The organism is Pseudomonas oryzicola (assembly GCF_014269185.2).
In the GTDB taxonomy this organism is placed as follows: Bacteria; Pseudomonadota; Gammaproteobacteria; order Pseudomonadales; family Pseudomonadaceae; genus Aquipseudomonas; species Aquipseudomonas oryzicola.
The window spans coordinates 3,748,554-3,774,657 of sequence record NZ_JABWRZ020000001.1 but is presented as its reverse complement, the minus strand read 5'-3'; the positions used below and the strand labels follow the sequence as shown (position 1 = coordinate 3,774,657).

Here is a 26,104-nt window from a genome sequence, read left to right as displayed (position 1 = left end):
GGCCAAAGTGGAAATTCAGAAAAATAGCTATTTTTCCGTTAGCTATTCATATCTGATATGCCATCCACCATGTGCCGGGGACCGCCGTGAAACTCTCCATTCGCCATATCGAAGTGTTCCGCGCCATCATGGCCGCTGGCAGTGTCACCGGTGCGGCGCGCCTGCTGTTTACCTCGCAGCCCACCGTCAGCCGTGAACTGGCGCGCCTGGAGCAGGTGACTGGCCTGAACCTGTTCGAGCGCGAGGGTGGGCGCCTGGTGGCGACGGCCCAGGCGTTGCTGTTGCTTGAGGAGGTGGAGCGCGCCTACCTCGGGCTGGAGCGGATCGAGCGCTTTGCCCAGGCCATCCGCAATTTCGAGCAAGGCCGGCTGGCCATCACCTGCTTGCCGCTGTTTTCCCAGACCTTGTTGCCCAAGGCGTGCCAGCGCTTTCATCAGCAGCACCGGGGTGTGAGCGTGAGCATTCTGGCTCAGGAATCGCCGTTGCTGGAGGAGTCGCTGGTCGCCCAGCAGCATGACCTGGGGCTGACCGAGGTCGAGCAGATACCACGCGGCGCGTACGGCGAATTGCTGTTCAGCGCCAACATGGTCTGCGTGCTGCCCGCGGGGCACCCGCTGCAGGCCAAGGCCGAACTGGAGCTGAGCGATTTCCATGAGGTCGACTTCATCAACCTGGCCAGCCTGGACACTTACCGGCAACGCCTGGACCAGCACTTCCGGGCGGCGGGGGTGAACCGCCGCACGGTCATCGAGACCACCAGTGCCGCCTCGGTGTGCGCCATGGTCAGGCAAGGCCTGGGGGTGGCGATCATCAACCCGCTGAGCGGGCTGGAAGCCGCGCAGGGCGGGTTGCCGATCCGCCGGTTGCGGGTATCGGTGCCGTACCAGGTGATGTTGATACGGCCGGACCACCGGCCGGCGTCGGCGGCGGTGGAACCGTTCTGCGCGGCGTTGCGGGTGCAGGCGCAGGTGATGCAGGCGGCGTTGATGTAGCGCTCGCCGCGCAGGTTCGGGCCTCACGCGGTCCCTGTGGGAGCGGCTTTAGCCGCGAACACCGGCAAAGCCGGTGCCATCCACCACGGTGCCTGCCTGGTAGCTCAAAACTCGCAGACGAAGGTGCCGGTCCCGGCCAGGATGTTCTCCAGGGTCTGCTTCACCTCATCCATGTCGCTCAGCGCGCTGGTCAGGTTGATCTCCAGCGTTTCATCCCCCTTCAGCGCATCGCGGTCACCGGCCGCCACCTCGATCAGCAGGCGCTTGGCGCCCAAGGTCACTTTCAACCCATCCAGCGTCGACGGTTCGTCGTCCAGGGTCAGGTCGACGGTGTCTTCGTCCGGGTAGCGGGTCAGCAGGAACATCTGGCCCTTGTCGCTGTGGCAGCACAGGGTCGCCATGTTGTCTTCCTCGTCATCGCAAGGGGTGGCGAACAGCAGGGCAGTATTGATTTGCATGGACAAGGCTCGGATCAAAGGAAACGGAGGTGAATTCTGACAGTCTTGTCAGCAGGCATAAACGTAAAGTTACCGCCCCTTGACCGAAATTGTCGCAGCGCTGCAAGCCTAAATGACCGGTCAGTCGGTAAGCTTCGGCGAGCCCTGGGCGTGCCTGCGCACGTTCAACGTCTGGTTTTACCGTCCGCCTTGCCACGGGTTGGCTATCGTTGATCCGTACATGGCGCACGCAGCGACGCTTCAACTATTACAAAGCCCAAGCGGAGTACCACAGATGGCGTTCTTCACCGCAGCCAGCAAAGCCGACTTCCAGCATCAACTGCAAGCGGCCCTGGCGCAGCACATCAGCGAACAGTCCCTGCCACAAGTGGCGCTGTTCGCCGAGCAGTTCTTCGGCATCATCTCTCTGGACGAACTCACCCAGCGCAGGCTTTCCGACCTGGCCGGCTGCACTCTTTCAGCCTGGCGCATCATCGAACGTTTCGACCCCGAGTACCCGCAAGTACGGGTGTACAACCCCGATTACGAACGCAATGGCTGGCAGTCGACCCACACGGTGGTCGAGGTGCTGCACCACGACCTGCCGTTCCTGGTCGACTCGGTGCGTACCGAACTCAACCGTCGCGGCTACAGCATCCACACCCTGCAGACCACCGTGCTCAGCGTGCGCCGTGGCGCCAAGGGCGAATTGCTCGAACTGCTGCCCAAGGGTACCCAGGGCGAGGGCGTACGCCACGAATCGCTGATGTACCTGGAAATCGACCGTTGCGCCAATGCCGCCGAACTGACGGTGCTGGCCCGCGAGATCGAGCAGGTACTGGCCGAGGTGCGCGTGGTGGTGGCCGACTTCGAGCCGATGAAGGCCAAGCTGCGCCAGGTGGTGGCGGAGGTGGAACAGACCGCCTTTGCCCCGGCGCAGCACGAAAAGGGCGAGGTCAAGGCGTTCCTCGAGTGGCTGCTGGACAACCACTTCACCTTCCTCGGCTATGAAGAATTTACCGTCAAGGGCGACGCCGATGGCGGCCAGATGGTCTACGACGAGCAGTCGTTCCTTGGCCTGCCGCGCCGCTTGCGCGTAGGCCTGACCAGCGACGAGCTGCGCATCGAAGACTACGCCGTGGCCTACCTCAACGAGCCGCTGCTGCTGTCGTTCGCCAAGGCCGCGCTGCCCAGCCGCGTGCACCGCCCGGCCTACCCGGACTATGTGTCGATCCGCCAGCTGGACGCCGACGGCAAGGTCATCAAGGAACACCGCTTCATGGGCCTGTACACCTCGTCGGTGTATGGCGAAAGCGTGCATGCCATCCCCTATATCCGGGTCAAGGTCAACGAAGTCGAGCGCCGCTCGGGCTTCGACCCCAAGGCGCACCTGGGCAAGGAACTGGCTCAGGTGCTGGAAGTGCTGCCGCGCGACGACCTGTTCCAGACACCGGTCGACGAGCTGTTCAGCACCGTCATGTCGATCGTGCAGATCCAGGAGCGCAACAAGATCCGTGTGTTCCTGCGCAAGGACCCCTACGGCCGCTTCTGCTACTGCCTGGCCTACGTGCCGCGGGAAATCTACTCCACCGAAGTGCGGCAGAAGATCCAGCAGGTACTGATGGAGCGCCTGAAGGCCAGCGACTGCGAGTTCTGGACTTTCTTCTCCGAGTCGGTGCTGGCGCGTGTCCAGCTGATCCTGCGGGTGGACCCGAAGAACCGCATCGACATCGACCCGCAGCAGCTGGAACGCGAAGTGATCCAGGCCTGCCGCTCCTGGCACGACGACTACTCCGCGCTGGTGATCGAGAACTTCGGCGAAGCCCAGGGCACCAACATCCTTGCCGACTTCCCCAAAGGCTTCCCGGCCGGCTACCGCGAGCGCTTCGCCGCGCACTCGGCGGTGGTCGACCTGCAGCACGTGCTGAACCTGTCGGAAAGCAAACCCCTGGCGATGAGCTTCTACCAGCCGCTGACCCAGGTCGGCGAGCGCATCCTGCATTGCAAGCTGTACCACGCCGATACGCCGCTGGCGTTGTCCGATGTGCTGCCGATCCTGGAGAATCTCGGCCTGCGCGTGCTTGGCGAGTTCCCGTACCGGCTGCGCCATGCCAGCGGCCGTGAGTACTGGATCCATGACTTCGCCTTCACCTACAGCGAAGGCCTGAGCCTGGATATCCAGCAGCTCAACGACATCCTCCAGGATGCCTTCATCCATATCGTCCGTGGCGATGCCGAGAACGACGCCTTCAACCGCCTGGTGCTGACCGCCGGCCTGCCATGGCGTGACGTGGCGCTGCTGCGCGCCTATGCCCGCTACCTGAAGCAGATCCGCCTGGGCTTCGACCTGGGCTATATCGCCAGCACCCTGAACAACCACACTGACATCGCCCGCGAGCTGACCCGGCTGTTCAAGACCCGCTTCTACCTGGCGCGCAAGCTCACCCAGGAAGACCTGGATGACAAGCAACTGCGCCTGGAGCAGGCCATCCTGACGGCGCTGGACGATGTGCAGGTGCTCAACGAAGACCGCATCCTGCGCCGCTACCTGGACCTGATCAAGGCCACCCTGCGCACCAACTTCTACCAGCCGGATGCCAACGGCCAGAACAAGTCGTACTTCAGCTTCAAGTTCAACCCCAAGCTGATCCCCGAGCTGCCCAAGCCGGTGCCCAAGTTCGAGATCTTCGTCTACTCGCCACGGGTCGAGGGCGTGCACCTGCGCTTTGGCAACGTGGCCCGTGGCGGCCTGCGCTGGTCCGACCGAGAGGAAGACTTCCGTACCGAGGTGCTGGGCCTGGTGAAAGCCCAGCAGGTGAAGAACTCGGTGATCGTACCGGTCGGTGCCAAGGGCGGCTTCCTGCCGCGCCGTCTGCCGCTGGGCGGCAGCCGTGACGAGATCGCTGCCGAAGGCGTGGCGTGCTACCGCATCTTCATTTCCGGCCTGCTCGACATCACCGACAATCTCAAGGACGGTGGCGTGGTGCCGCCGGCCAACGTGGTACGCCACGACGATGACGACCCGTACCTGGTGGTGGCCGCCGACAAAGGCACCGCGACCTTCTCCGACATCGCCAACGGCATCGCCATCGACTACGGCTTCTGGCTGGGCGACGCCTTCGCCTCGGGCGGTTCGGCCGGTTACGACCACAAGAAGATGGGCATTACCGCCCGCGGCGCCTGGGTTGGCGTGCAGCGTCACTTCCGCGAGCGCGGTATCAATGTGCAGGAAGACCCGATCACCGTGATCGGCATCGGCGACATGGCTGGCGACGTGTTCGGCAATGGCCTGCTGATGTCCGACAAACTGCAGTTGGTGGCCGCGTTCAACCACTTGCATATCTTCATCGACCCGAACCCGGAGCCGGCCTCCAGCTTTGCCGAGCGCAAGCGCCTGTTCGACCTGCCGCGTTCGGCCTGGAGCGACTACGACACCAGCATCATGTCCGAAGGCGGCGGGATCTTCCCGCGCAGTGCCAAGAGCATCGCCATCAGCCCGCAGATGAAAGAGCGCTTCGCCATCGAAGCCGATCGCCTGACCCCGACCGAGCTGCTCAATGCGCTGCTCAAGGCACCGGTAGACCTGCTGTGGAACGGTGGCATCGGTACCTACGTCAAGGCCAGCACCGAGAGCCACGCCGATGTCGGCGACAAGGCCAACGACGCGCTGCGGGTCAATGGCAACGAGCTGCGCTGCAAGGTGGTGGGCGAGGGCGGCAACCTGGGCATGACCCAGCTTGGCCGGGTCGAGTTCGGCCTCAACGGCGGCGCCACCAACACCGACTTCATCGACAACGCCGGCGGCGTGGACTGCTCCGACCACGAAGTCAACATCAAGATCCTGCTCAATGAAGTGGTGCAGGGTGGCGACATGACCGAGAAGCAACGCAACCAGCTGCTGGGCAGCATGACCGACGAAGTGGCCGGGCTGGTGCTGGGCAACAACTACAAGCAGACCCAGGCGCTGTCGCTGGCGGCCCGCCGCGCCCGCGAGCGGATTGCCGAGTACAAGCGCCTGATGGCCGACCTGGAAGCCCGTGGCAAGCTGGACCGCGCCATCGAGTTCCTGCCGTCCGAAGAGCAGCTGGCCGAACGCCTGGCCGCTGGCCAGGGCCTGACCCGCGCCGAGCTGTCGGTATTGATCTCGTACAGCAAGATCGACCTCAAGGAGCAATTGCTCAAGTCGCTGGTGCCGGACGACGACTACCTGACCCGCGACATGGAAACCGCCTTCCCGCCGTCGCTGGTCAGCAAGTTCGCCGAGTCCATGCGCCGCCACCGCCTGAAACGCGAGATCGTCAGCACCCAGATCGCCAACGACCTGGTCAACAACATGGGCATCACCTTCGTCCAGCGCCTGAAAGAGTCGACCGGCATGAGCCCGGCCAACGTGGCCGGGGCCTATGTGATCGTGCGCGACATCTTCCACTTGCCGCACTGGTTCCGCCAGATCGAGGCACTCGACTACCAGGTACCGGCGGAAGTCCAGTTGACCCTGATGGACGAGCTGATGCGCCTGGGCCGCCGTGCCACTCGCTGGTTCCTGCGCAGCCGCCGCAACGAACAGGACGCCGGGCGTGACGCCGCGCACTTCGGGCCGAAGATCGCGCAGTTGGGGCTCAAGCTCGACGAGTTGCTCGAAGGGCCGACCCGCGAGCGCTGGATGGTGCGTTACCAGGGCTTTGTCGAGGCCGGTGTGCCGGAGCTGCTGGCGCGCATGGTGGCCGGTACCAGCCACCTGTACACCCTGCTGCCGATCATCGAGGCGGCTGACGTTACCGGGCATGACCCGGCGCAGGTGGCCAAGGCGTTCTTCGCCGTGGGCAGCGCGCTGGACCTGACCTGGTACCTGCAGGAAATCAGCAACCTGCCGGTGGAGAACAACTGGCAGGCGCTGGCCCGCGAAGCTTTCCGCGACGACATCGACCTGCAGCAGCGGGCGATCACCATTTCGGTACTGCAGATGGCCGACGGGCCGGAAGACATGGACGCCCGTGTGGCGCTGTGGGCCGAGCAGCACCGGGTGATGGTGGAGCGCTGGCGCACCATGCTCGACGACCTGCGCAACGCTACCGGTAACGACTATGCGATGTACGCGGTGGCCAACCGCGAGCTGGTCGACCTGGCCATGAGCGGGCAGGCGACGGTGGTGCCGTCCTGAGTCTGGTGACGCGGTAAGAAGAAAGCCCCGGCAGTGATGCCGGGGCTTTTTTTGTATTCCTGTGCTGGCCCTTTCGCGGGTAAACCCGCTCCCACAGGGATATCACAAGGCTTCAGGGCAGTGAGGTACCTGTGGGAGCGGGTTTACCCGCGAAGAGGCCGGTGCAGGCCTTACTTGAACCTGCGCTCCACGCCTTTTTCCACCAAAATCTTCGCCGAAATCTCCTCCACCGAAAAATGCGTGGAATTGATGTTGGGAATGTTTTCCCGGCGGAACAGGTTCTCCACCTCGCGCACTTCGAACTCGCACTGGGCAAAGCTCGAATAGCGGCTGTTGGGTTTGCGCTCGTGGCGAATGGCGGTCAGGCGGTCGGGGTCGATGGTCAGGCCGAACAGCTTGTTGTGGTGCTTTTTCAGCACCGCCGGCAGCTGCAGGCGCTCCATGTCGTCTTCGGTCAGCGGGTAGTTGGCCGCCCGGATGCCGAACTGCATGGCCATGTACAGGCAGGTCGGGGTCTTGCCGCAGCGCGACACGCCAACCAGGATCAGGTCGGCCTTGTCATAGTAATGGGTGCGCGCGCCATCGTCGTTGTCCAGGGCGAAGTTGACCGCCTCGATGCGCTCCATGTAGTTGGAGTTGCCGCCAATCGAGTGCGATTTACCGACGGAATACGACGAATGGGCCGTCAATTCCTGTTCAAGCGGGGACAAAAATGAAGAAAAGATGTCGATCATGAAGCCGTTCGAGGTCGCCAGGATTTCACGGATGTCCTGATTGACGATGGTGTCGAAGATGATCGGGCGGACACCGTCGCGCTCGGCCGCGGCATTGATCTGCTGGACCATGGTCCGTGCCTTGTCCGGCGAATCGATGTAGGGACGAGTGAATTTATTGAAAGGAATGCTCTCGAATTGAGCGAGCAGACTCTGGCCCAGGGTTTCCGCAGTGATGCCGGTGCCGTCGGAGATGAAGAACGCGGTTCGTTTCATTTGCGATCTGGGCCTTAAGCTGATGACGTTTCTTGGATATGATAAGTTCGGTTTGCCGAATGCGGCTGTCGGCATTCTCACTTATTTTCCATGTACAGGCCACAAGCGTCCGGCCAAGTCAATGAAGGCAGGCGGGCGCCCTTGAGCTTTTCCAACACAGTTAGTGGAGAGATCACCTTGGTAGAGTACGTAGTTTCCCTCGATAAGCTCGGCGTCCATGATGTGGAGCATGTGGGGGGCAAGAACGCATCCCTGGGCGAGATGATCAGCAACCTCGCAGGTGCTGGTGTATCGGTGCCGGGCGGCTTTGCCACTACGGCGCAGGCGTACCGCGATTTTCTCGAACAGAGTGGTCTCAACGACCGTATCCATGCGGCGCTCGACGCACTGGACGTGGATGACATCAACGCCCTGACCAAGACCGGCGCGCAGATTCGCCAGTGGGTCATGGAAGCCGACTTCCCGCCGCGCCTGGATGCGGAAATCCGCAGCGCATTCGCCGCCATGGCTGCCGGCAACGACAACATGGCCGTGGCCGTGCGTTCCTCGGCCACCGCCGAAGACCTGCCGGACGCCTCGTTCGCCGGCCAGCAGGAAACCTTCCTCAACATCCGTGGCGTCGACAACGTGATCCGCGCCGCCAAGGAAGTGTTCGCCTCGCTGTTCAACGACCGTGCCATCGCCTACCGCGTGCACCAGGGCTTCGACCACAAGCTGGTCGCCCTGTCGGCTGGCGTGCAGCGCATGGTCCGCTCGGAAACCGGCACCGCCGGCGTCATGTTCACCCTCGACACCGAGTCGGGCTTCCGCGACGTGGTGTTCATCACCGGCGCCTACGGCCTGGGTGAAACCGTGGTGCAGGGTGCGGTCAACCCCGACGAATTCTACGTGCACAAGAGCACCTTGCAGGCAGGGCGCCCGGCCATCCTGCGCCGCAACCTGGGCAGCAAGGCGATCAAGATGGTCTACGGCGAAGAAGCCAAGGCCGGCCGTTCGGTCAAGACCGTGGAAGTGGACCGCGCCGAGCGCGCGCGCTTCTGCCTGACCGATGCCGAGGTCAGCGAGCTGGCCAAGCAGGCCATGATCATCGAGCAGCACTACCAGCGCCCGATGGACATCGAGTGGGCCAAGGACGGTGATGACGGCAAGCTGTACATCGTCCAGGCCCGCCCTGAAACGGTGAAGAGCCGCTCCAGCGCCAATGTCATGGAACGCTACCTGCTGAAGGAAAAGGGCACCGTCCTGGTCGAGGGCCGCGCGATCGGCCAGCGCATCGGCGCCGGCAAGGTCCGCGTGATCCACGATGTCTCGGAAATGGACAAGGTCCAGCCGGGCGACGTGCTGGTTTCCGACATGACCGACCCGGACTGGGAACCGGTCATGAAGCGCGCCAGCGCCATTGTCACCAACCGTGGCGGGCGCACCTGCCACGCGGCGATCATCGCCCGTGAACTGGGTATCCCGGCCGTGGTCGGTTGCGGCAACGCCACCCAAGTGCTGAAGGATGGCCAGGGCGTGACCGTATCCTGCGCCGAAGGCGACACCGGTTTCATCTTCGAGGGCGAGCTGGGCTTCGACGTCAAGCAGAACTCGGTCGATGCCATGCCCGACCTGCCGTTCAAGATCATGATGAACGTCGGCAACCCGGACCGTGCCTTCGACTTCGCCCAGCTGCCCAACGCCGGTGTCGGCCTGGCGCGCCTGGAATTCATCATCAACCGCATGATCGGCGTGCACCCCAAGGCACTGCTGAACTACGCCGGCCTGCCAGCCGACCTGAAGGACAGCGTCGACAAGCGCATCGCCGGCTACAACGACCCGGTCGGCTTCTACGTCGAGAAACTGGTCGAGGGCATCAGCACCCTGGCGGCGGCCTTCTACCCGAAAAAGGTCATCGTGCGCCTGTCGGACTTCAAGTCCAACGAGTACGCCAACCTGATCGGCGGCAAGCTATACGAGCCGGAAGAAGAGAACCCGATGCTGGGCTTCCGCGGTGCCTCGCGCTACATCAGCGAGTCGTTCCGCGACTGCTTCGAGCTCGAGTGCCGCGCGCTGAAGCGCGTGCGCAACGAGATGGGCCTGACCAACGTCGAGATCATGGTGCCGTTCGTGCGTACCCTGGGCGAAGCCAACCAGGTCGTCGACCTGCTCGCTGAAAACGGCCTGGCCCGCGGCGACAACGGCTTGCGCGTGATCATGATGTGCGAACTGCCGTCCAACGCCATCCTTGCCGAAGAGTTCCTCGAATACTTCGACGGCTTCTCGATCGGCTCCAACGACCTGACCCAGCTGACCCTGGGCCTGGACCGCGACTCGGGCATCATCGCTCACCTGTTCGACGAGCGTAACCCTGCGGTGAAGAAGCTGCTGGCCAATGCCATTGCCGCGTGCAACAAGGCCGGCAAGTACATCGGCATTTGCGGCCAGGGCCCGTCGGACCACCCGGACCTGGCCAAGTGGCTGATGGAACAGGGTATCGACAGCGTGTCGCTGAACCCGGATTCGGTACTCGAAACCTGGTTCTACCTGGCCGAAGGCCAGGGCGAAGCCTGACGCAGCAGAACGCGGGGGTACGTCTGGCGTACCCCCGCCTGGTTTTTCCAGGGCGAGCTCCAGCAATGGATCCCGCCCTTTTTTATGCACCAAGCAACCTTATGCAAAGCAGCAGCACTTTATTCCCCGTGGCCCTGCTCAGTGCCGAACGCCGCGGCGACCTCAGCGAAGACGTGTACCGGATCAAGGCCGGCAACGGCCCTGACCCTAGCGTCGAACTGGCGGTGACCCGCCTGGGTTTGGCCGACCAGGGGCAGGCCCAGGGTGCGCCGGTCATCCTTTTGCACGGCAGCTTTTCCAACCGCCGCTTCTGGTATTCGCCAAAAGGGGTCGGCCTGGGTGCCTTTCTCGCCCGTGCTGGCTTCGATGTGTGGATCCCGGAAATGCGCGGCCACGGGCTGTCGCCGCGCAACCGCGACTGGAAGCACAACAACGTTGCTGCCTATGCCCGTGATGACCTGCCGTTGATTGCCGCGTTCGTGCGTGAGCAGTCGGGCCAGGCGCCACACTGGGTCGGTCATTCGCTGGGCGGCACGACCCTGGCGGCAGCTCTGGGTGGTGGCTTTCTGGAGGCTGGGCAGGTAGCCAGCGTGGCGTTGTTCGGCACCCAGATCAGCCGCGTCTACTGGCCGTTGAAGGTGCCGCCGCTGGCCTGGGGAGCGAAGCTGCTGCTCAAGCGCTGGGGGCAGATCTCCGGGCCGCGCTTCAAGCGTGGGCCGGAGGACGAGCCGATTGGCCTGGCCTTGGAGAGTATGTGCTGGCATGGCCTGTTCGGGCGCTTTGGCGACAAGCACAACGACTGGTGGGCCGGGCTTGCCGGGGTGGATGTGCCGTTGCTGGCAGTGGCCGGCGCGGGCGACTTCCAGGACCCGGTATGGGCTTGCCACAAGCTGTTCGAGCAGATCGGCGGGGAGCGCAAGCAGTTTCTGCGGCTGGGCCGCGAAGAAGGCTTCGAAGCTTTCGGGCATGTCGACATGCTGGTGAGCAAGGCCGCGCAGCTGCAGGTGTGGCCATTGGTGGAGCGCTGGTTGCGTGACCCGTTGCTGCCGGTGCATGCGTCCACGGTGGCGGCGCAGCCTGTGCCCGCCAGCTGATTCTGCTGCGCCTGTACCGGCAATAGGACCGTACGGGCAAACATGACTGCTCAGTCCTGGATGACTGCAACAGCCTCCAGGGTGTAGCCTTGGCCGATAACCGCTTTCGTTGTGACTGACAGGAGTTTCCCATGCAGCATTACGTAACGCCCGACCTGTGTGACGCCTACCCGGACCTGGTGCAGGTGCTGGAACCGATGTTCAGCAATTTCGGTGGCCGCGATTCCTTCGGCGGCCAGATCGTCACCATCAAGTGCTTCGAGGACAACTCGCTGGTCAAGGAACAGGTCGAGCTCGATGGCAGGGGCAAGGTCCTGGTGGTCGATGGCGGTGGCTCGCTACGCCGTGCATTGCTTGGTGACATGCTCGCCGAGAAGGCCGCCAGGAACGGCTGGGAAGGCCTGGTGATCTATGGCTGCGTGCGTGACGTCGATGTGCTGATCCAGACCGATGTCGGCATACAGGCCCTGGCCAGTCACCCGATGAAGACCGACAAGCGTGGCATCGGCGACCTCAATGTGCCGGTGACCTTCGCCGGGGTGACTTTCCGCCCGGGTGAATATGTGTATGCCGACAACAATGGCGTGCTGGTCTCGCCAAGCCCGCTGGAAATGCCGGCGTAATGCGCCAGCCGCGCTGATGGAGCTTTGATGTTCGAGGAAGACAACGCGCAGTGGGGGCTGGTCCATGCCCTGGTGCTCGATGGCAAAGGCGGCGCGCGCTCGATTGCCCGTACCGAACTGGACGACCTGCAGCTGCAACCCGAGCAGAGCCTGTGGCTGCACTGGGACCGCAGCCATCCGCAAACCCGTACCTGGCTGCTGCACGACAGCGGGCTGAGCGAGTTCGCCTGTGAGCTGCTGCTGGAAGAAAACACCCGCCCGCGTTTGCTGCCCATGGCGCCGGAGCAACTGTTGCTGTTCCTGCGTGGGGTCAACCTCAACCCGGGTGCCGAGCCTGAAGACATGGTCTCGGTGCGCATCTTCGCCGAGGCGCAGCGGGTCATCTCGCTACGCCTGCGGCCATTGCGTGCCAGTGACGAGATTCTCCAGCAGCTCGAAGAGGGCCGGGGGCCAAAATCGGCCTCCGAACTGTTGCTGCTGATGGGCGAACTGCTGACGGAGAAGGTCCAGGGCCTGGTCAGCGACCTGTCCGAACAGGTCGACCTGGAGGAAGAAAAGGTCGAATCCGACGAACGGTACACACCTGAAAACGGTTGCCTGCAGCAGATCCGCCGGCGCGCTGCCAGCCTGCGCCGTTTTCTCGCCCCGCAGCGGGAAATCTACGCCCAGCTGTCACGCAGCAAATGGAGCTGGTTTGCCAATGCCGATGCCGATTACTGGAACGAACTGAACAACAGCCTGATCCGCTACCTCGAAGAGCTGGAACTGGCCCGTGAACGTGCCGCGCTGGTACTGGAAAGCCAGGACCGCCGGCGCAGCGAGCGGATGAACCGCACCATGTACCGTTTCGGCATCATCACCTGCATCTTCCTGCCCATGAGCTTCATCACCGGGCTGCTGGGCATCAATGTCGGTGGGATACCGGGCGCGGAAAACCCCTACGGCTTCCTGTTTGCCTGCATCGTGGTGCTGGGCCTGGCGGTGGGGCAGTGGTGGCTGTTCCGCCGGTTGCGGTGGGTGTAGATGTTGATTGACCTGCACCGGCCTCTTCGCGGGCATGCCCGCTCCCACAGGAACAGCACAGGTTTGAGGGCGAGTGGCACTCCGGTGGGAACGGGCCTGTCCGCTAATAAGCCAGCGCGCATGCATTTTGAAACATCCGTCCCAGTGCGATGTGTGACCCATCGCCCGGCCATCTCGTCTCTGACTGACACTGCGCGAGGTGCCCATGCACGATCCGTTTGAAGAATCCCTGCGTGACCTGCTCAAGGCGTCACCCTCCGGCAATGACCGGGACGACCGGGATGACGCCGCCTGCCTGGGTCGCGTGCTGAAAACCGCCAACCGCCAGGTTGGCGCCGGTGACCTGTTCAGCCTGCTTGGCCGCTGGAGCCAGGCGCTGCTGATCGCCGTGAACAATGGCGCGGCGCATGTTGCGCCGGTGCGCCGACATTCTTCCCGCAACGCTGCCAATGGCAGCAAAGCAGATAAGGCCGATTGAATATGGAACTCGATCTCTGGACCCAGAGCCTGGTCACTGCCATGACTGCCCTTTGGACCAAGGTAGCGAACTTCATCCCCAACCTGTTCGGCGCGCTGGTCGTGGTGCTGCTCGGTTTCGTGGTGGCCAAGCTGCTCGACACGCTGCTGTCCAAACTGCTCGCCAAGTTCGGCCTGGACCGCCTGATGGCCGGCACCGGGCTGACCAAGATGCTCGGCCGGGTCGGCATCCAGGTGCCGATTTCGACCTTGATCGGCAAGGTCGTCTACTGGTTCGTGCTGCTCATCTTCCTGGTCTCGGCGGCGGAGTCGCTGGGCCTGGAACGGGTCTCGGCGACCCTCGACATGCTCGCCCTGTACCTGCCGAAGGTATTCGGCGCGGCCCTGGTGCTGCTCGCCGGCGTGCTCCTGGCCCAGGTCGCCAACGGCCTGGTGCGTGGCGCTGCCGAAGGCATTGGCCTGGAATACTCGGCCGGCCTGGGGCGTATCACCCAGGGCCTGGTGATCATCATCAGCATCTCGGTGGCCATCAGTCAGCTGGAGGTGAAAACCGACCTGCTGAACCACGTGATCGTGATCGGGCTGATTACCGTTGGTCTGGCCGTTGCGCTGGCGATGGGCCTCGGTAGCCGCGAAATTGCCGGGCAGATCCTGGCTGGCATCTACGTGCGCGAGCTGTACCAGGTAGGCCAGCAGGTGCGGATTGGCGAGGTCGAAGGGCAGATCGAGGAGATCGGTACGGTGAAGACTACACTGCTGACCGATGATGGCGAACTGGTGTCGCTGTCCAACCGCGAGCTGCTGGAACAGCGAGTCAATAGCCGCTAACCGCACAAAGCTGTTAATGTATGCCGCCGCGAAAATCGACCCACGGGGTCACGCGGCGACATTGACCTGACTGTCGGCCAGATCCGTTTTGAATAAAGTTCATTCGCCGCCCATGCGCTATGACCCCCGCGAGCTCACCGACGAAGAGTTGGTGGCGCGTTCGCATGAGGAGCTGTACCACGTTACCCGCGCCTATGAGGAGCTCATGCGGCGCTATCAACGGACCCTGTTCAACGTCTGTGCGCGTTACCTGGGGAACGACCGTGACGCGGACGATGTCTGTCAGGAGGTCATGCTGAAAGTGCTCTACGGGTTGAAGAACTTCGAAGGCAAGTCCAAGTTCAAGACCTGGCTCTACAGCATCACCTACAACGAATGCATTACCCAGTACCGCAAGGAGCGCCGCAAGCGCCGTTTGATGGATGCCTTGAGCCTGGACCCGGTGGAAGAGGCGTCCGAGGAAAAGGCGCCGAAACCGGAAGAAAAAGGCGGGCTGGACAAGTGGCTGGTGCATGTGAACCCGATTGACCGGGAAATTCTGGTGCTACGTTTTGTCGCAGAGCTGGAATTTCAGGAAATTGCCGACATCATGCACATGGGCCTGAGCGCGACGAAAATGCGCTACAAGCGCGCGCTAGACAAGCTTCGGGAGAAATTTGCCGGCCTTGATGAAACTTAGGGGCGTGCAAATATCTCTAACGAACCGGCGAGTTCTGCTAGACTTGCCGTCGAGTTGTCCCCCTTGTTTGTGGTGGGACTGCTTAACTATCACCAGATGGGGATTTAACGGATGAAATTGAAAAACACCTTGGGCTTGGCCATTGGTTCGCTTGTAGCCGCCACTTCGATTGGCGCTATGGCGCAAGGCCAAGGCGCCGTCGAAACTGAAGTCTTCTACAAGAAAGAGTTCTTCGACAGCCAGCGCGACTTCAAGAACGACGGCAACCTGTTCGGCGGTTCGATCGGTTACTTCCTGACCGACGACGTTGAGCTGCGTCTGGGCTACGACGAAGTTCACAACGCTCGTGGCGAAGACGGCAAGAACATCAAGGGCTCGAACACCGCCCTGGACGCCGTTTACCACTTCAACAACCCGTACGACGCTATCCGTCCGTACGTTTCCGCTGGTTTCTCGCACCAGTCGCTGGGCCAGACCGGCCGTGGCGGTCGTGACCACTCCACCTTCGCCAACGTTGGCGCTGGCGCCAAGTGGTACATCACCGACATGTTCTACGCCCGTGCCGGCGTAGAAGCTCAATACAACATCGACCAGGGCGACACCGAGTGGGCCCCGAGCGTTGGCGTTGGCCTGAACTTCGGCGGTAGCCCGAAGCAAGCTGAAGCTGCTCCGGCTCCTGTTGCTGAAGTCTGCTCCGACTCCGACAACGACGGCGTTTGCGACAACGTTGACAAGTGCCCGGACACCCCGGCCAACGTCACCGTTGACGCTGATGGCTGCCCGGCTGTTGCCGAAGTCGTTCGCGTTGAGCTGGACGTCAAGTTCGACTTCGACAAGTCGGTCGTCAAGCCAAACAGCTACGGCGACATCAAGAACCTGGCTGACTTCATGAAGCAGTACCCACAGACCACCACCACCGTGGAAGGTCACACTGACTCCGTCGGCCCAGACGCTTACAACCAGAAGCTGTCCGAGCGTCGTGCCAACGCTGTCAAGCAGGTCCTGACCCAGCAGTACGGCGTAGAAGCTAGCCGTGTTGACTCGGTTGGCTACGGCGAAACCCGTCCGGTTGCCGACAACGCCACCGAAGAAGGCCGCGCTATCAACCGTCGCGTTGAAGCTCAGGTAGAAGCCCAGGCCAAGTAATTGGTTTGAAGCTTCACGAAAAACCCGGCCTCGGCCGGGTTTTTCTTTGCCTCATCCGCCTACCGCCACCAGTGCCTGAACCGCCTGGCCCCCAGCCACCTCGCCGATTACCAGTATCGCCGGGCTACGCAAGCCGAACCCCCGCGCAGCCTCCACCATCCTCCGCACATCGCTCCAGCATGCCCGCTGCTGCGGTAACGAGGCATTTTCGATCATCGCCACCGGCATCCCCGGAGCCATGCCACCGTCCAGCAGCCCTTGGCGCACCTGCTCCAGCCGGGCTACCCCCATATACACCACCAGCGTCGTTCCACCCTGGGCCAAGGCCGTCCAGTTCAGTTCGCTGTCGTCCTGGGTATGCGCCGTTACCAGCGTCACGCCCCGGCTCACACCCCGTGAGGTCAGGGAAATGCCGCATTGCGTGGCCCCGGCCAGGCCGGCAGTGATGCCGTTGACCACTTCCACCTCGATGCCATGTTCCTGCAGCCACAGCGCCTCTTCGCCACCACGGCCAAAAATGCACGGGTCGCCGCCTTTGAGCCGCACCACGCAACGCCCTTGCCGGGCATGGCGCAACATCAGGCGCTGGATGAACGCTTGCGGCGTGGAGCGGCAGCCACCGCGCTTGCCCACGGCAATCACCCGCGCCTGGGGGCAATGCTCCAGCACTGCCGGGTTAACCAGATCGTCGATCATCACCACGGCGGCCTGCTGCAGGGCGCGCACGGCCTTGAGGGTGAGCAGCTCGGGGTCACCAGGGCCGGCACCGACCAGCCAGACTTTTGCATTCATCAGCATTTCCTCATCGGCAGAGTGCGTTCAGCCCTTGAGCAGGGTGAGCAGCAAGATCAGGTTGAACAGCAGGGACAGCAGGGCCAGGCTGCGCCACACTTTCAGTGGCTCGCGTTCCAGCAATGGCCGTGGCCGATCGGGCAGTTCCTGGCGGTCGCCACGCTCGAGCAGCAGCAACCAGTGTTCGGCGGTTTCGAAACGCTGCGCCGGGTCGGCCGCCAGCGCCTGCTGCAGGTTGTGCTGCAGCCATTCCGGCAGGTCGGGGCGATAGCGCGCAGCGCTGACCGGCTGGCCGAAGCGCGGGCGCTGGAAAGCCTCGACCTCGCCGTACGGGTAATGCCCGGTCAGCAGGTGGTACAGCGTAACGCCGACGGCATACAGGTCCTGACGCGGGCTGGGCGGGTAACCATCGAAGGCTTCCGGGGCAATGTACGAAGGCGTGCCCGGCAGCTCGTGCAGCATGCCTTCGGACAGGCCCGGGCAGTAGGCCAGGCCGAAGTCCAGAAGGCGCAACTGGCCGTCGCTGCCCAGGTGCAGGTTCTCCGGCTTGATGTCGCGGTGCAGCAGGTTGCGCCGGTGCAGCACGCCGACCGCCTGCAGCAGTTGCCGGGCCAGCTCCAGCCACTGTGGCAGGGGTAGTGGGCCGTGTTCGGCCAGCAGCGCCGCCAGGCTCTGGCCGGGGTATTCGCGCATCACGTAGTACAGGTGCTGGCGCTGGCTGGCCGCGTGCAGCTCGGGGAAGTGGCGACCGGCGACCCGGCGCAGGAACCATTCCTCCAGCAACAGGCCTTGCGCCGCGCCGGGCTCCTGCTCGCGCGCGGCGGGCAGGGTCTTGAGCAGCCAGGGTTGGCCGTGGCCATCGCGTACCCGGTACAGCAGTGACTGGCGGCTGTGTGCGAGCAGCTTTTCGGCTTGCCAGCCATCGATTACCTGGCCCTCGCGCAGCGGGCCAGGTAACGGCCATTGCTGCAATTGCGCCAGGGTATCGCCGAGGTTGGCCGTACCCAGCTGCTCGACCTGCACCAGCAGGGCGCTGGCGTTGTCCTGGCTGCCGTTGAGATGTGCGCTGGCGACCAGGGTATCGACGGCCAGTTGCAGGTCGGGTTGCTCGCGCAGCACGGCCTGGATGTGCTGGTCGCCCAGGCTGGCCCAGACCCCGTCGCTGAGCAGAAGGAAGCATTCACCCGCCTGCAGTTCGCCTTCCAGATAATCCACCAGCAGATGCTGGTCCAGGCCCAGCGCGCGCTTCAGTACATGCTGCATGCCGGGCTGGTCCCACACGTGGTCTTCGCTCAGGCATTGCAGGCGCCCGGCATGCCAGCGGTATATCCGGCAGTCGCCGACATGGGCCAGGGTAAAGCGCCGGCCACGCAGCACCAGTGCGCTGAGGGTGGTCAGCAACGGCTGGCCGCTGCCTTGGGCGCGCAGCCAGCGGTTCTGCGCCAGCAGCAGGCGGTCGAGGGCCTGGGCCACGCTCCAGGTCGCGGGCGTGGCGTAGTAGTCCAGGGCCAGCGCCTGCAGGCTGGCACGTGCCGCCAGGCCACCATCGGCGCATTGGCTGACGCCGTCGGCGAGGGCGAACAGGTAGCCCTTGCTGGCGGCCAGCTCCGGCGCCGGGGTGACCAGGCGCACGGCGTCCTGGTTTTCCTCGCGCGGTCCGGTGGCGCTGGCTTGGGCAAAACTCAGTTGCAGGCTCATCGGCGTGCCTCAGACCCGCGCCGCGGTAACGGCTGCCGAGCCCCAGGTGGTACGCCAGCGCTGTTTCACGCCATGCAGGCCGAACCAGGCCAGCAGGCCCAGGCTGGCGAACAGCCACAACCCCAGCTGGTAGTCACCGGTGTGCTGCTTGATGGTGCCGAGGCCGGCCGCCAGCAGGAAACCACCGATGCCGCCGGCCATGCCGATCAGCCCGGTCATTACGCCGATCTCCTGGCGGAAGCGTTGCGGTACCAACTGGAACACTGCGCCATTGCCGGCGCCAAGGCCCAGCATGGCACTGACGAACAGCGCCAGGGCGGCGGCTGCGCTGGGCAGATTGAAACCGACCGCAGCGATGCAGATGGCCGCCACGCTGTACATGCCCAGCAGGGTGCGGATGCCGCCGAAGCGGTCGGCAAGCGCGCCGCCGAGCGGACGCATCAGGCTGCCGGCGAATACGCAGGCGGCGGTGTAGTAGCCGGCGATGACCGGGCTCAGGCCGTACTGGTCGCTGAAGTAGCCGGGCAGGGCGCTGGCCAGGCCGATGAAGCCACCGAAGGTGACGCTGTAGAAGAACATGAACCACCAGCTATCACGGTCGCCCAGGGCCTTGAGGTAGTCGGCCATGGCTTTCGGCTTGGGCCGCTGCGGGGCATTGCGTGCCAGCAGGGCGAACACCAGCAGTGCCAGCGACAGCGGTATCAGCGCGAAGCCGAACACGTTGTTCCAGCCAAAGCCTGCGGCCAGCGCCGGTGCCAACAGGGCGGCGAACACCGTGCCGGAGTTGCCGGCACCGGCAATGCCCATGGCCTTGCCCTGATGCTGCGGTGGGTACCACTGCGAGGCCAGCGGCAGCGACACGGCGAACGAGGCACCGGCAAAGCCGAGGAACACCCCCAGCAGCAGAGCCTGTTCATAGCTGCGCACGCCCAGGTGCCAGGCTGCCGCAAGCGCGACGATGACTACCACCTGGCCGATCAAGCCAGCGGTTTTGGGCGACAGGCGGTCGACCAGCACGCCCATGGCAAAGCGCAGGATCGCCCCGGCCAGGATCGGTGTCGCCACCATCAGGCCCCGTTGTTGTGCGCTCAGTTGCAGGTCGGCGGCAATCTGCACTGCCAGCGGGCCGAGCAGGTACCAGACCATGAAGCTGAGGTCGAAGTACAGGAACGCGGCGAACAGGGTGGGCACATGCCCGGATTTCCAGAAGCTGGTACTCATCGAACACCTCACTTGGCAACGCAGCGGAACGAAAAAGACGCCGCTTCCCGCCCCACGGGTGTGGAGGGGAGAGCGACGTCTTTGTCGGGATCAAGTGGGCAACCGCCGTTGGTTACCGGTGCAATTCGTTTAGCAAGAGATGGGCCAACTGCTGGTGGGGCGACGCTCGATCGCACAGGCACCAAAAACCTCAAACCAACCCCATCACCCGAGCATCTCGTGCATGGCAATGATCTGCTCGGCCACCTGGATCAGCTTCTGCTGGCGGCTCATGGCTTGCCGGCGCATCAGGGTGTAGGCCTGTTCCTCGTTGCAGTCCTTCATCTTCATCAGCAAGCCCTTGGCCTGCTCGACCCGCTTGCGTTCTGCCAGTTGCTGGTCGCGCGCCAGCAGTTGCGCCTTCAGCGCCTGGTCACTTTCGAAGCGGGCCATGGCCACATCCAGGATCGGCTGCAGCCGCGCAGCATGGATGCCTTCGACGATGTAGGCGCTGACGCCCGCCTGGATCGCCTGGCGCATCACCGCGGGATCGTGTTCGTCGGTAAACAGTACGATGGGCCGCGGCTGGTCGCGGCTGACCAGCACCACCTGCTCCATCACATCACGGTCGGGTGAATCGGTATCGATCAGCACCACGTCCGGGCGCACTGTTTCGACGCAGGCAGGCAGGTCGATGGTCAGGCCTGGGGCTTCGGTGACCTCGAAACCGGCCTCGCTCAGTGCCGCCTTGAGACGGCCGAGTTTGTTCTGGGTATCGTCGATCAGCAGGATACGCAACATGGTCGTCCCCCTTACGCGCCGACACGGGTATCGGGCAGCTCGCCCAGGGCATGCAGGCTGAAACTGCGGGCGTAGGCGTAGGGGTCGCTGCCATCCCAGCGGGTGCCGTCGATCAGCAGGCTGCTGCGCATTGCCTGTTCGGGGCAGGCCACGCCCAGGCTTTGCGCGGCTTCACGGTACAGCGCCAGTTGCTGGACCTGGGTGGCCACGCCGAGGTAGTCGGGGTCTTCGCGCAGCAGGCCCCAGCGGCGAAACTGGGTCATGAACCACATGCCATCTGACAGGTAAGGCAGGTTGGCCCTGCCATGATCGTGCAGACGCAAGGCGTGCGGGTCTTGCCAGTGGTTGCCCAGGCCGTCCTGGTAATGGCCGAGCAGGCGCGGTTCGATGCGCTCCAGCGGGGTGTCCAGGTAGGCGCTGCCACTGAGCAGCTGTGCGGTGCTGCGGCGGTTCTCCGGGCTTTGCTCGATGAAGCGGCTGGCGGCGAGGATCGCCTTGATCAGTGCGCGGGCGCTGTTGGGGTATTGTTCGGCGAAGGCGCGGGCACAGGCCAGGACCTTTTCCGGGTGGTCCGGCCAGATCGACTGGCTGGTGGCCAGGGTGAAGCCCTGGCCCCTGGCCACGGCATCGGCAGCCCAGGGTTCGCCTACGCAGAAGCCGTCGATGCGCCCGGCCTGGATGTGCGCGGCCATCTGCGCTGGCGGCACCACCACGCTGTCGACGTCGCGCAACGGGTGGATGCCCTGGCTGGCCAGCCAGTAATACAACCACATGGCATGGGTGCCGGTGGGGAAGGTCTGGGCGAAGGTCAGGCGTGCGCCATGCTGGTGCACCAGGCGTGCCAGTGCTTCGGGGTTGGTCACGCCCTTGCGCTGCAGGGCTGGGGACAAGTTGATTGCCTGGGCATTCTGGTTCAGCCCCATGAGCACGGCCATGGCGCTGGCCGGTACGCCGCCGATGCCCAGGTGCACGGCGTAGGCCAGGCCATACAGGCAATGCGCCGCATCCAGTTCGCCGCTGACCAGTTTGTCGCGCAGCCCGGCCCAGGAACCCTGGCGCTTGAGGTTCAGGGTAAGGCCATGTTGCTGGGCGAAGCCCTGGGTGGCGGCGACCACCACCGAGGCGCAGTCGGTCAGGGCCATGTAACCGATATTCAGGCTGGGCTTTTCCGGCGCGTCGCTGCCGTTGACCCAGGCCAGGGGCGTTGCTCGGGGTACAGTGTTCACAAGGTTCCTCGCCCGTACTGATAAGGCTGTAGGTTTACTGGTGCAACGCATGTGCCACCTGGCAGGGCCCTGCGCCAGCAATTGTCTTGTGCTGCCTGTTCCGGCCTCATCGCCGGCAAGCCGGCGATGGGCTGCACAGCGGCCCCATGATTTGCTGTCATGCCAGCCCCACGCTGGCTATAATCGCCCGCTCATTCACCCCGAGCCTTGCCGCCCATGTATACCCTGGCCCGCCAGCTGCTGTTCAAGCTTTCTCCGGAAACCTCCCACGACCTTTCCCTGGACCTGATCGGTGCCGGTGGCCGGCTCGGCCTCAACGGCATGCTGTGCAAGCAGCCGGCGGCATTGCCGGTTACGGTCATGGGCTTGAACTTCGCCAACCCGGTAGGGCTGGCGGCCGGCCTGGACAAGAACGGCGCGGCCATCGACGGTTTCGCCCAGCTGGGCTTCGGCTTTGTCGAGATCGGTACGGTCACCCCACGTCCGCAACCGGGCAACCCCAAGCCACGCCTGTTCCGCCTGCCGGAGGCCACGGCGATCATCAACCGCATGGGCTTCAACAACCTGGGCGTCGATCACCTGCTCGGTCGAGTGCGCGCGGCACGTTACAAAGGCGTGCTGGGCATCAACATCGGCAAGAACTTCGACACCCCGGTCGAGCGCGCCGTCGATGACTACCTGATCTGCCTGGACAAGGTCTACACCGACGCCAGCTACATCACCGTCAATGTCAGTTCACCGAACACTCCGGGCCTGCGCAGCCTGCAGTTCGGCGATTCGCTCAAGCAACTGCTCGATGCCCTGGCCGAGCGCCGCGAGCAACTGGCAGGCGCGCACGGCAAGCGCGTGCCGCTGGCGATCAAGATTGCCCCGGACATGAGCGACGAAGAAACCGCACTGGTGGCCGCCGCGCTGATGGAGTCGGGCATGGATGCGGTGATCGCCACCAACACCACGCTGGGCCGTGAAGGTGTCGAAGGGCTGCCGTACGGTGGCGAGGCCGGCGGCCTGTCGGGCGCGCCGGTGCTGGAGAAGAGCACCCACATCGTCAAGGTGCTGGCGGGCGAGCTGGGCGGCAAATTGCCGATCATTGCGGCCGGGGGCATTACCGAAGGCCGCCATGCTGCAGAAAAGATCGCTGCCGGTGCGAGCCTGGTGCAGATCTACTCGGGCTTCATCTACAAGGGGCCGGCGCTGATTCGCGAGGCGGTGGACGCGATCGCTGCGATGCCGCGTTGACCTGACGGGCCCATTTGCCGGGGAACCTGCGAAAAAGCCAGCGTGGATGCCGAATCGAAGCCATAAAAAAGGGCCCCATCAAGGGGCCCCTGGGCCTTCGCCCGCCGCCCGGATAGGGCGTGCATGGTAAATCGAATTCAGTGTCCTCGTTCAGCCAACGGCGTGATTTTCGTTGAGTCTATGGATGCCAGCGGTGCCAGTCATTCCGTCCCAGTTATCACCGCGACCTTCACGCCAGCCGTTGATCCAGGCTTGGCGAACAGAAGGAAGATTGAAGGGGCAAAGTTCGCGGGATTTGCCGGTGACCCCGTATTGGTAGCCACGTGAATATGCTCTTTCCAACGGATCACGCTTAAGTCTTCTCATAGGGTGTTGCCCTCACTTGTTGACTGTAATGTCCCGTCGGCCTCTCCGAGGCCGGGCAGAGTCTTTCTGCCGGTGTGCGCTCGCTGCCGGCGTGGCGAGCTGAAAGTGCCGCCTCGTTGCGAAGCGGCCTGAGACCAGTTCTATCGAATGCAGGTCACGGTGTGAATGATCGATTTGTCATAAGGACGTAACCTTTCCAAGGGTGAGGGGATAAGTAAATAAATGCGACTCAACCTTGTTTACCGTTGAGCCCGCTATGATCAGGGTTTGCTGAACATTGACGCCATTTCGCCAGCGCGGCTTGCGGATGACGGAAATAATTTGAAATGCGACGAAGGGTCACATTGGCCCCGCTGTCGCCAGAATTTTACGTACTGCCTGATGATCTAAGCTGTCCTTGCCACTGGGCCAGGCGCAGATTGGTCAGGCGGCCCGGCCGTTCACCGCACGCTCGCGTGCCGGGGAAGGCCACCCGCATGCCTGCTGGAAAGGGGTGCGGGCAAACATCGCGGGGCGATGCGTCGCTCCGTCAGTCAAATAGCCCAAGGCGCTGGATTACTCATGTCGGACCGTTTCGAACTCTACCTCACCTGCCCCAAAGGCCTGGAAGGCCTGCTTGCCGAAGAAGCCCGGGGCCTCGGCCTGGATGACGTGCGCGAGCACACCTCGGCCATCCGCGGCGCCGCCGACATGGAAACCGCCTACCGCCTGTGCCTGTGGTCACGTCTGGCCAACCGGGTACTGCTGGTGCTCAAGCGCTTCTCCATGAAGAACGCCGACGACCTTTATCACGGCGTGCATGCTGTCGACTGGGCCGACCACCTGGCTGCCGACGGCACCCTGGCGGTGGAATTCAGTGGCCACGGTTCCGGCATCGACAACACCCACTTCGGTGCGCTGAAGGTCAAGGATGCGATCGTCGACAAGCTGCGCAACCGCGAAGGCCAGCGCCCGTCAGTGGAAAAGATCGACCCTGACGTACGTGTGCACCTGCGCCTGGACCGTGGTGAAGCCATCCTCTCCCTCGACCTGTCCGGGCACAGCCTGCACCAGCGTGGCTACCGCTTGCAGCAAGGCGCTGCACCGCTGAAGGAAAACCTGGCGGCGGCGGTGCTGATCCGTGCCGGTTGGCCGCGCATTGCCGCCGAAGGTGGCGCGCTGGCCGACCCGATGTGCGGTGTCGGTACCTTCCTGGTCGAAGCTGCGATGATCGCCGCCGACATCGCCCCCAACCTCAAGCGTGAACGTTGGGGCTTCAGTGCCTGGCTCGGCCACGTGCCGGCGTTGTGGCGCAAGGTGCATGAAGAGGCGCAGGCGCGGGCCGAAGCCGGCCTGGCCAGGCCGCCGCTGTGGATTCGTGGCTACGAGGCCGACCCACGGTTGATCCAGCCAGGGCGCAATAACGTCGAGCGTGCCGGCCTGGGCGACTGGGTGAAGATCTACCAGGGCGAGGTCAGCACCTTCGAGCCGCGTCCGGACCAGAACCAGAAAGGCCTGGTCATCAGTAACCCGCCCTATGGCGAGCGCCTGGGCGACGAAGCCAGCCTGCTGTACCTCTACCAGAACCTCGGCGAACGCCTGCGCCAGGCCTGCATGGGCTGGGAGGCCGCGGTATTTACCGGCGCGCCGCAGCTGGGCAAGCGCATGGGCATTCGCAGCCACAAGCAGTATGCGTTCTGGAACGGCGCCTTGCCGTGCAAGCTGTTGCTGTTCAAGGTGCAGCCTGACCAGTTCGTGACCGGGGAGCGCCGTGAGCTGCCCGCGCAAGGCGCAGACATCGACGCGCAGGCGCCGGTGGCCAGCGAGCCGGCGCGCCTGTCGGAAGGCGCGCAGATGTTTGCCAACCGCCTGCAGAAAAACCTCCGGCAACTGGGCAAGTGGGCTCGCCGCGAGCAGGTCGATTGCTACCGCCTGTACGATGCCGACATGCCCGAGTATGCCCTGGCAGTCGACCTGTACCAGGACTGGGTACACGTGCAGGAATATGCCGCGCCACGTTCGGTCGACCCGGACAAGGCCCAGGCACGCCTGCTCGACGCGCTGGCGGCCATCCCGCAGGCCTTGGGCATTTCGCCGCAGCGGGTGGTGCTCAAGCGTCGCGAGCGGCAGAGCGGTACGCGCCAGTACGAGCGTCAAGCCACCGAGGGCCGTTTCCAGGAAGTGAACGAAGGCGGCGTCAAGCTGCTGGTCAACCTCACCGACTACCTCGACACCGGCCTGTTCCTCGACCACCGCCCGATGCGCATGCGCATCCAGCGCGAGGCCGCCGGCAAGCGCTTCCTCAATCTGTTCTGCTACACCGCCACGGCCACCGTGCACGCAGCCAAGGGCGGGGCGCGCAGTACAACCAGCGTCGACCTGTCGAAAACCTACCTGGACTGGGCGCGGCGCAACCTGGCGCTCAACGGTTTCTCCGAACGTAACCGCCTGGAGCAGGGTGACGTGATGGCCTGGCTGGAAGGCAACCGCGACAGCTACGACCTGATTTTCATCGACCCGCCGACCTTCTCCAACTCCAAGCGCATGGAGGGCGTGTTCGATGTGCAGCGGGACCACGTGCAACTGCTGGACCTGGCCATGGCCCGCCTGGCTCCGGGCGGTGTGTTGTACTTCTCCAACAACTTCCGCAAGTTCCAGCTGGACGAACACCTGATGACGCGATACGCCGTGGAGGAAATCACCGCCCAGACGCTGGATCCGGATTTCGCCCGCAACAACCGCATTCATCGTGCCTGGCGTTTGCAGCTGCGGTGAGGCGACGAGGTACATTGCGCGGCTGA

Annotated in this window: 20 protein-coding genes; 12 read left to right on the top strand and 8 right to left on the bottom strand. The window is 63.8% G+C overall.

Annotation, left to right across the window (positions count from 1 at the left end):
• Window positions 1–86: 86 nt before the first annotated feature.
• Complete coding sequence (locus HU760_RS17375; RefSeq protein ID WP_186679381.1) at window positions 87–992, top strand: LysR family transcriptional regulator; 906 nt, start codon at window positions 87–89, stop codon at window positions 990–992.
• A 104-nt stretch (window positions 993–1,096) separates the two neighbouring features.
• Here the strand turns inward: HU760_RS17375 and HU760_RS17370 are convergent, their stop codons facing one another.
• Window positions 1,097–1,450 carry a hypothetical protein gene (locus HU760_RS17370; protein WP_186679378.1) on the bottom strand — a complete coding sequence of 118 codons (354 nt, stop codon included), beginning with the start codon at window positions 1,448–1,450 and terminating at the stop codon, window positions 1,097–1,099.
• 274 nt (window positions 1,451–1,724) lie between these two features.
• Here HU760_RS17370 and HU760_RS17365 point away from each other — a divergent pair, with 274 nt between their 5' ends.
• Window positions 1,725–6,590 carry an NAD-glutamate dehydrogenase gene (locus tag HU760_RS17365; RefSeq protein ID WP_186679375.1) on the top strand — a complete coding sequence of 1,622 codons (4,866 nt, stop codon included), beginning with the start codon at window positions 1,725–1,727 and terminating at the stop codon, window positions 6,588–6,590.
• A 170-nt stretch (window positions 6,591–6,760) separates the two neighbouring features.
• Here HU760_RS17365 and ppsR read toward each other — a convergent pair whose 3' ends face one another.
• Complete coding sequence (gene ppsR, locus HU760_RS17360; RefSeq protein ID WP_016714844.1) at window positions 6,761–7,579, bottom strand: posphoenolpyruvate synthetase regulatory kinase/phosphorylase PpsR; 819 nt, start codon at window positions 7,577–7,579, stop codon at window positions 6,761–6,763.
• 177 nt (window positions 7,580–7,756) lie between these two features.
• Here ppsR and ppsA point away from each other — a divergent pair, with 177 nt between their 5' ends.
• The 8 genes from ppsA (at window position 7,757) to HU760_RS17320 (ending at window position 16,002) form a co-directional block, all read left to right on the top strand.
• Window positions 7,757–10,132: a phosphoenolpyruvate synthase gene (ppsA, locus tag HU760_RS17355; RefSeq protein WP_186679372.1), complete on the top strand. Its 2,376-nt coding sequence runs from the start codon at window positions 7,757–7,759 to the stop codon at window positions 10,130–10,132.
• A gap of 101 nt (window positions 10,133–10,233) precedes the next feature.
• Window positions 10,234–11,226, top strand: a complete 993-nt coding sequence (locus HU760_RS17350; RefSeq protein ID WP_225932822.1) for an alpha/beta fold hydrolase — start codon at window positions 10,234–10,236, stop codon at window positions 11,224–11,226.
• A gap of 131 nt (window positions 11,227–11,357) precedes the next feature.
• Window positions 11,358–11,849, top strand: a complete 492-nt coding sequence (gene rraA, locus HU760_RS17345; RefSeq protein WP_186679367.1) for a ribonuclease E activity regulator RraA — start codon at window positions 11,358–11,360, stop codon at window positions 11,847–11,849.
• A gap of 27 nt (window positions 11,850–11,876) precedes the next feature.
• Entirely contained in the window at window positions 11,877–12,872 is a 996-nt protein-coding gene (gene cmaX / locus HU760_RS17340) for a divalent cation transporter CmaX (RefSeq protein ID WP_186679363.1), read from the top strand.
• A 205-nt stretch (window positions 12,873–13,077) separates the two neighbouring features.
• A complete protein-coding gene (locus tag HU760_RS17335; protein WP_004376140.1) occupies window positions 13,078–13,350 on the top strand; it encodes a hypothetical protein in 273 nt (90 codons plus the stop codon).
• Between the two features lie 2 nt (window positions 13,351–13,352).
• Entirely contained in the window at window positions 13,353–14,177 is an 825-nt protein-coding gene (locus tag HU760_RS17330) for a mechanosensitive ion channel family protein (protein WP_170029048.1), read from the top strand.
• A gap of 112 nt (window positions 14,178–14,289) precedes the next feature.
• Window positions 14,290–14,856 (top strand): RNA polymerase sigma factor SigX, encoded by a 567-nt coding sequence (sigX, locus tag HU760_RS17325; protein ID WP_033696348.1) that lies wholly within the window; start codon window positions 14,290–14,292, stop codon window positions 14,854–14,856.
• Window positions 14,857–14,967: 111 nt separating this feature from the next.
• Window positions 14,968–16,002, top strand: coding sequence for an OmpA family protein (locus HU760_RS17320; RefSeq protein ID WP_170029049.1), 1,035 nt, complete (start codon window positions 14,968–14,970; stop codon window positions 16,000–16,002).
• 51 nt (window positions 16,003–16,053) lie between these two features.
• Here the strand turns inward: HU760_RS17320 and cobA are convergent, their stop codons facing one another.
• From cobA to HU760_RS17295, 5 genes are all read right to left on the bottom strand, one after another.
• A complete protein-coding gene (gene cobA / locus HU760_RS17315; protein ID WP_186679359.1) occupies window positions 16,054–16,794 on the bottom strand; it encodes a uroporphyrinogen-III C-methyltransferase in 741 nt (246 codons plus the stop codon).
• A gap of 27 nt (window positions 16,795–16,821) precedes the next feature.
• Window positions 16,822–18,492 carry a bifunctional protein-serine/threonine kinase/phosphatase gene (locus tag HU760_RS17310; protein ID WP_186679356.1) on the bottom strand — a complete coding sequence of 557 codons (1,671 nt, stop codon included), beginning with the start codon at window positions 18,490–18,492 and terminating at the stop codon, window positions 16,822–16,824.
• Between the two features lie 9 nt (window positions 18,493–18,501).
• Entirely contained in the window at window positions 18,502–19,713 is a 1,212-nt protein-coding gene (locus tag HU760_RS17305) for a nitrate/nitrite transporter (protein WP_186679353.1), read from the bottom strand.
• A 204-nt stretch (window positions 19,714–19,917) separates the two neighbouring features.
• Window positions 19,918–20,493 (bottom strand): ANTAR domain-containing response regulator, encoded by a 576-nt coding sequence (locus tag HU760_RS17300; RefSeq protein ID WP_186679349.1) that lies wholly within the window; start codon window positions 20,491–20,493, stop codon window positions 19,918–19,920.
• 11 nt (window positions 20,494–20,504) lie between these two features.
• The gene (locus HU760_RS17295) at window positions 20,505–21,719 is read right to left on the bottom strand and encodes a CmpA/NrtA family ABC transporter substrate-binding protein (RefSeq protein ID WP_186679345.1); all 1,215 of its coding nucleotides are present in this window, start codon (window positions 21,717–21,719) and stop codon (window positions 20,505–20,507) included.
• A gap of 216 nt (window positions 21,720–21,935) precedes the next feature.
• Here HU760_RS17295 and HU760_RS17290 point away from each other — a divergent pair, with 216 nt between their 5' ends.
• Entirely contained in the window at window positions 21,936–22,958 is a 1,023-nt protein-coding gene (locus tag HU760_RS17290; protein WP_186679343.1) for a quinone-dependent dihydroorotate dehydrogenase, read from the top strand.
• A gap of 150 nt (window positions 22,959–23,108) precedes the next feature.
• Here the strand turns inward: HU760_RS17290 and rmf are convergent, their stop codons facing one another.
• Window positions 23,109–23,324 (bottom strand): ribosome modulation factor, encoded by a 216-nt coding sequence (gene rmf, locus HU760_RS17285; protein ID WP_003248687.1) that lies wholly within the window; start codon window positions 23,322–23,324, stop codon window positions 23,109–23,111.
• Window positions 23,325–23,885: 561 nt separating this feature from the next.
• Here rmf and rlmKL point away from each other — a divergent pair.
• On the top strand, window positions 23,886–26,078 hold the full coding sequence (gene rlmKL / locus HU760_RS17280; RefSeq protein WP_186679340.1) for a bifunctional 23S rRNA (guanine(2069)-N(7))-methyltransferase RlmK/23S rRNA (guanine(2445)-N(2))-methyltransferase RlmL: 2,193 nt from the start codon (window positions 23,886–23,888) through the stop codon (window positions 26,076–26,078).
• Window positions 26,079–26,104 lie beyond the last annotated feature (26 nt).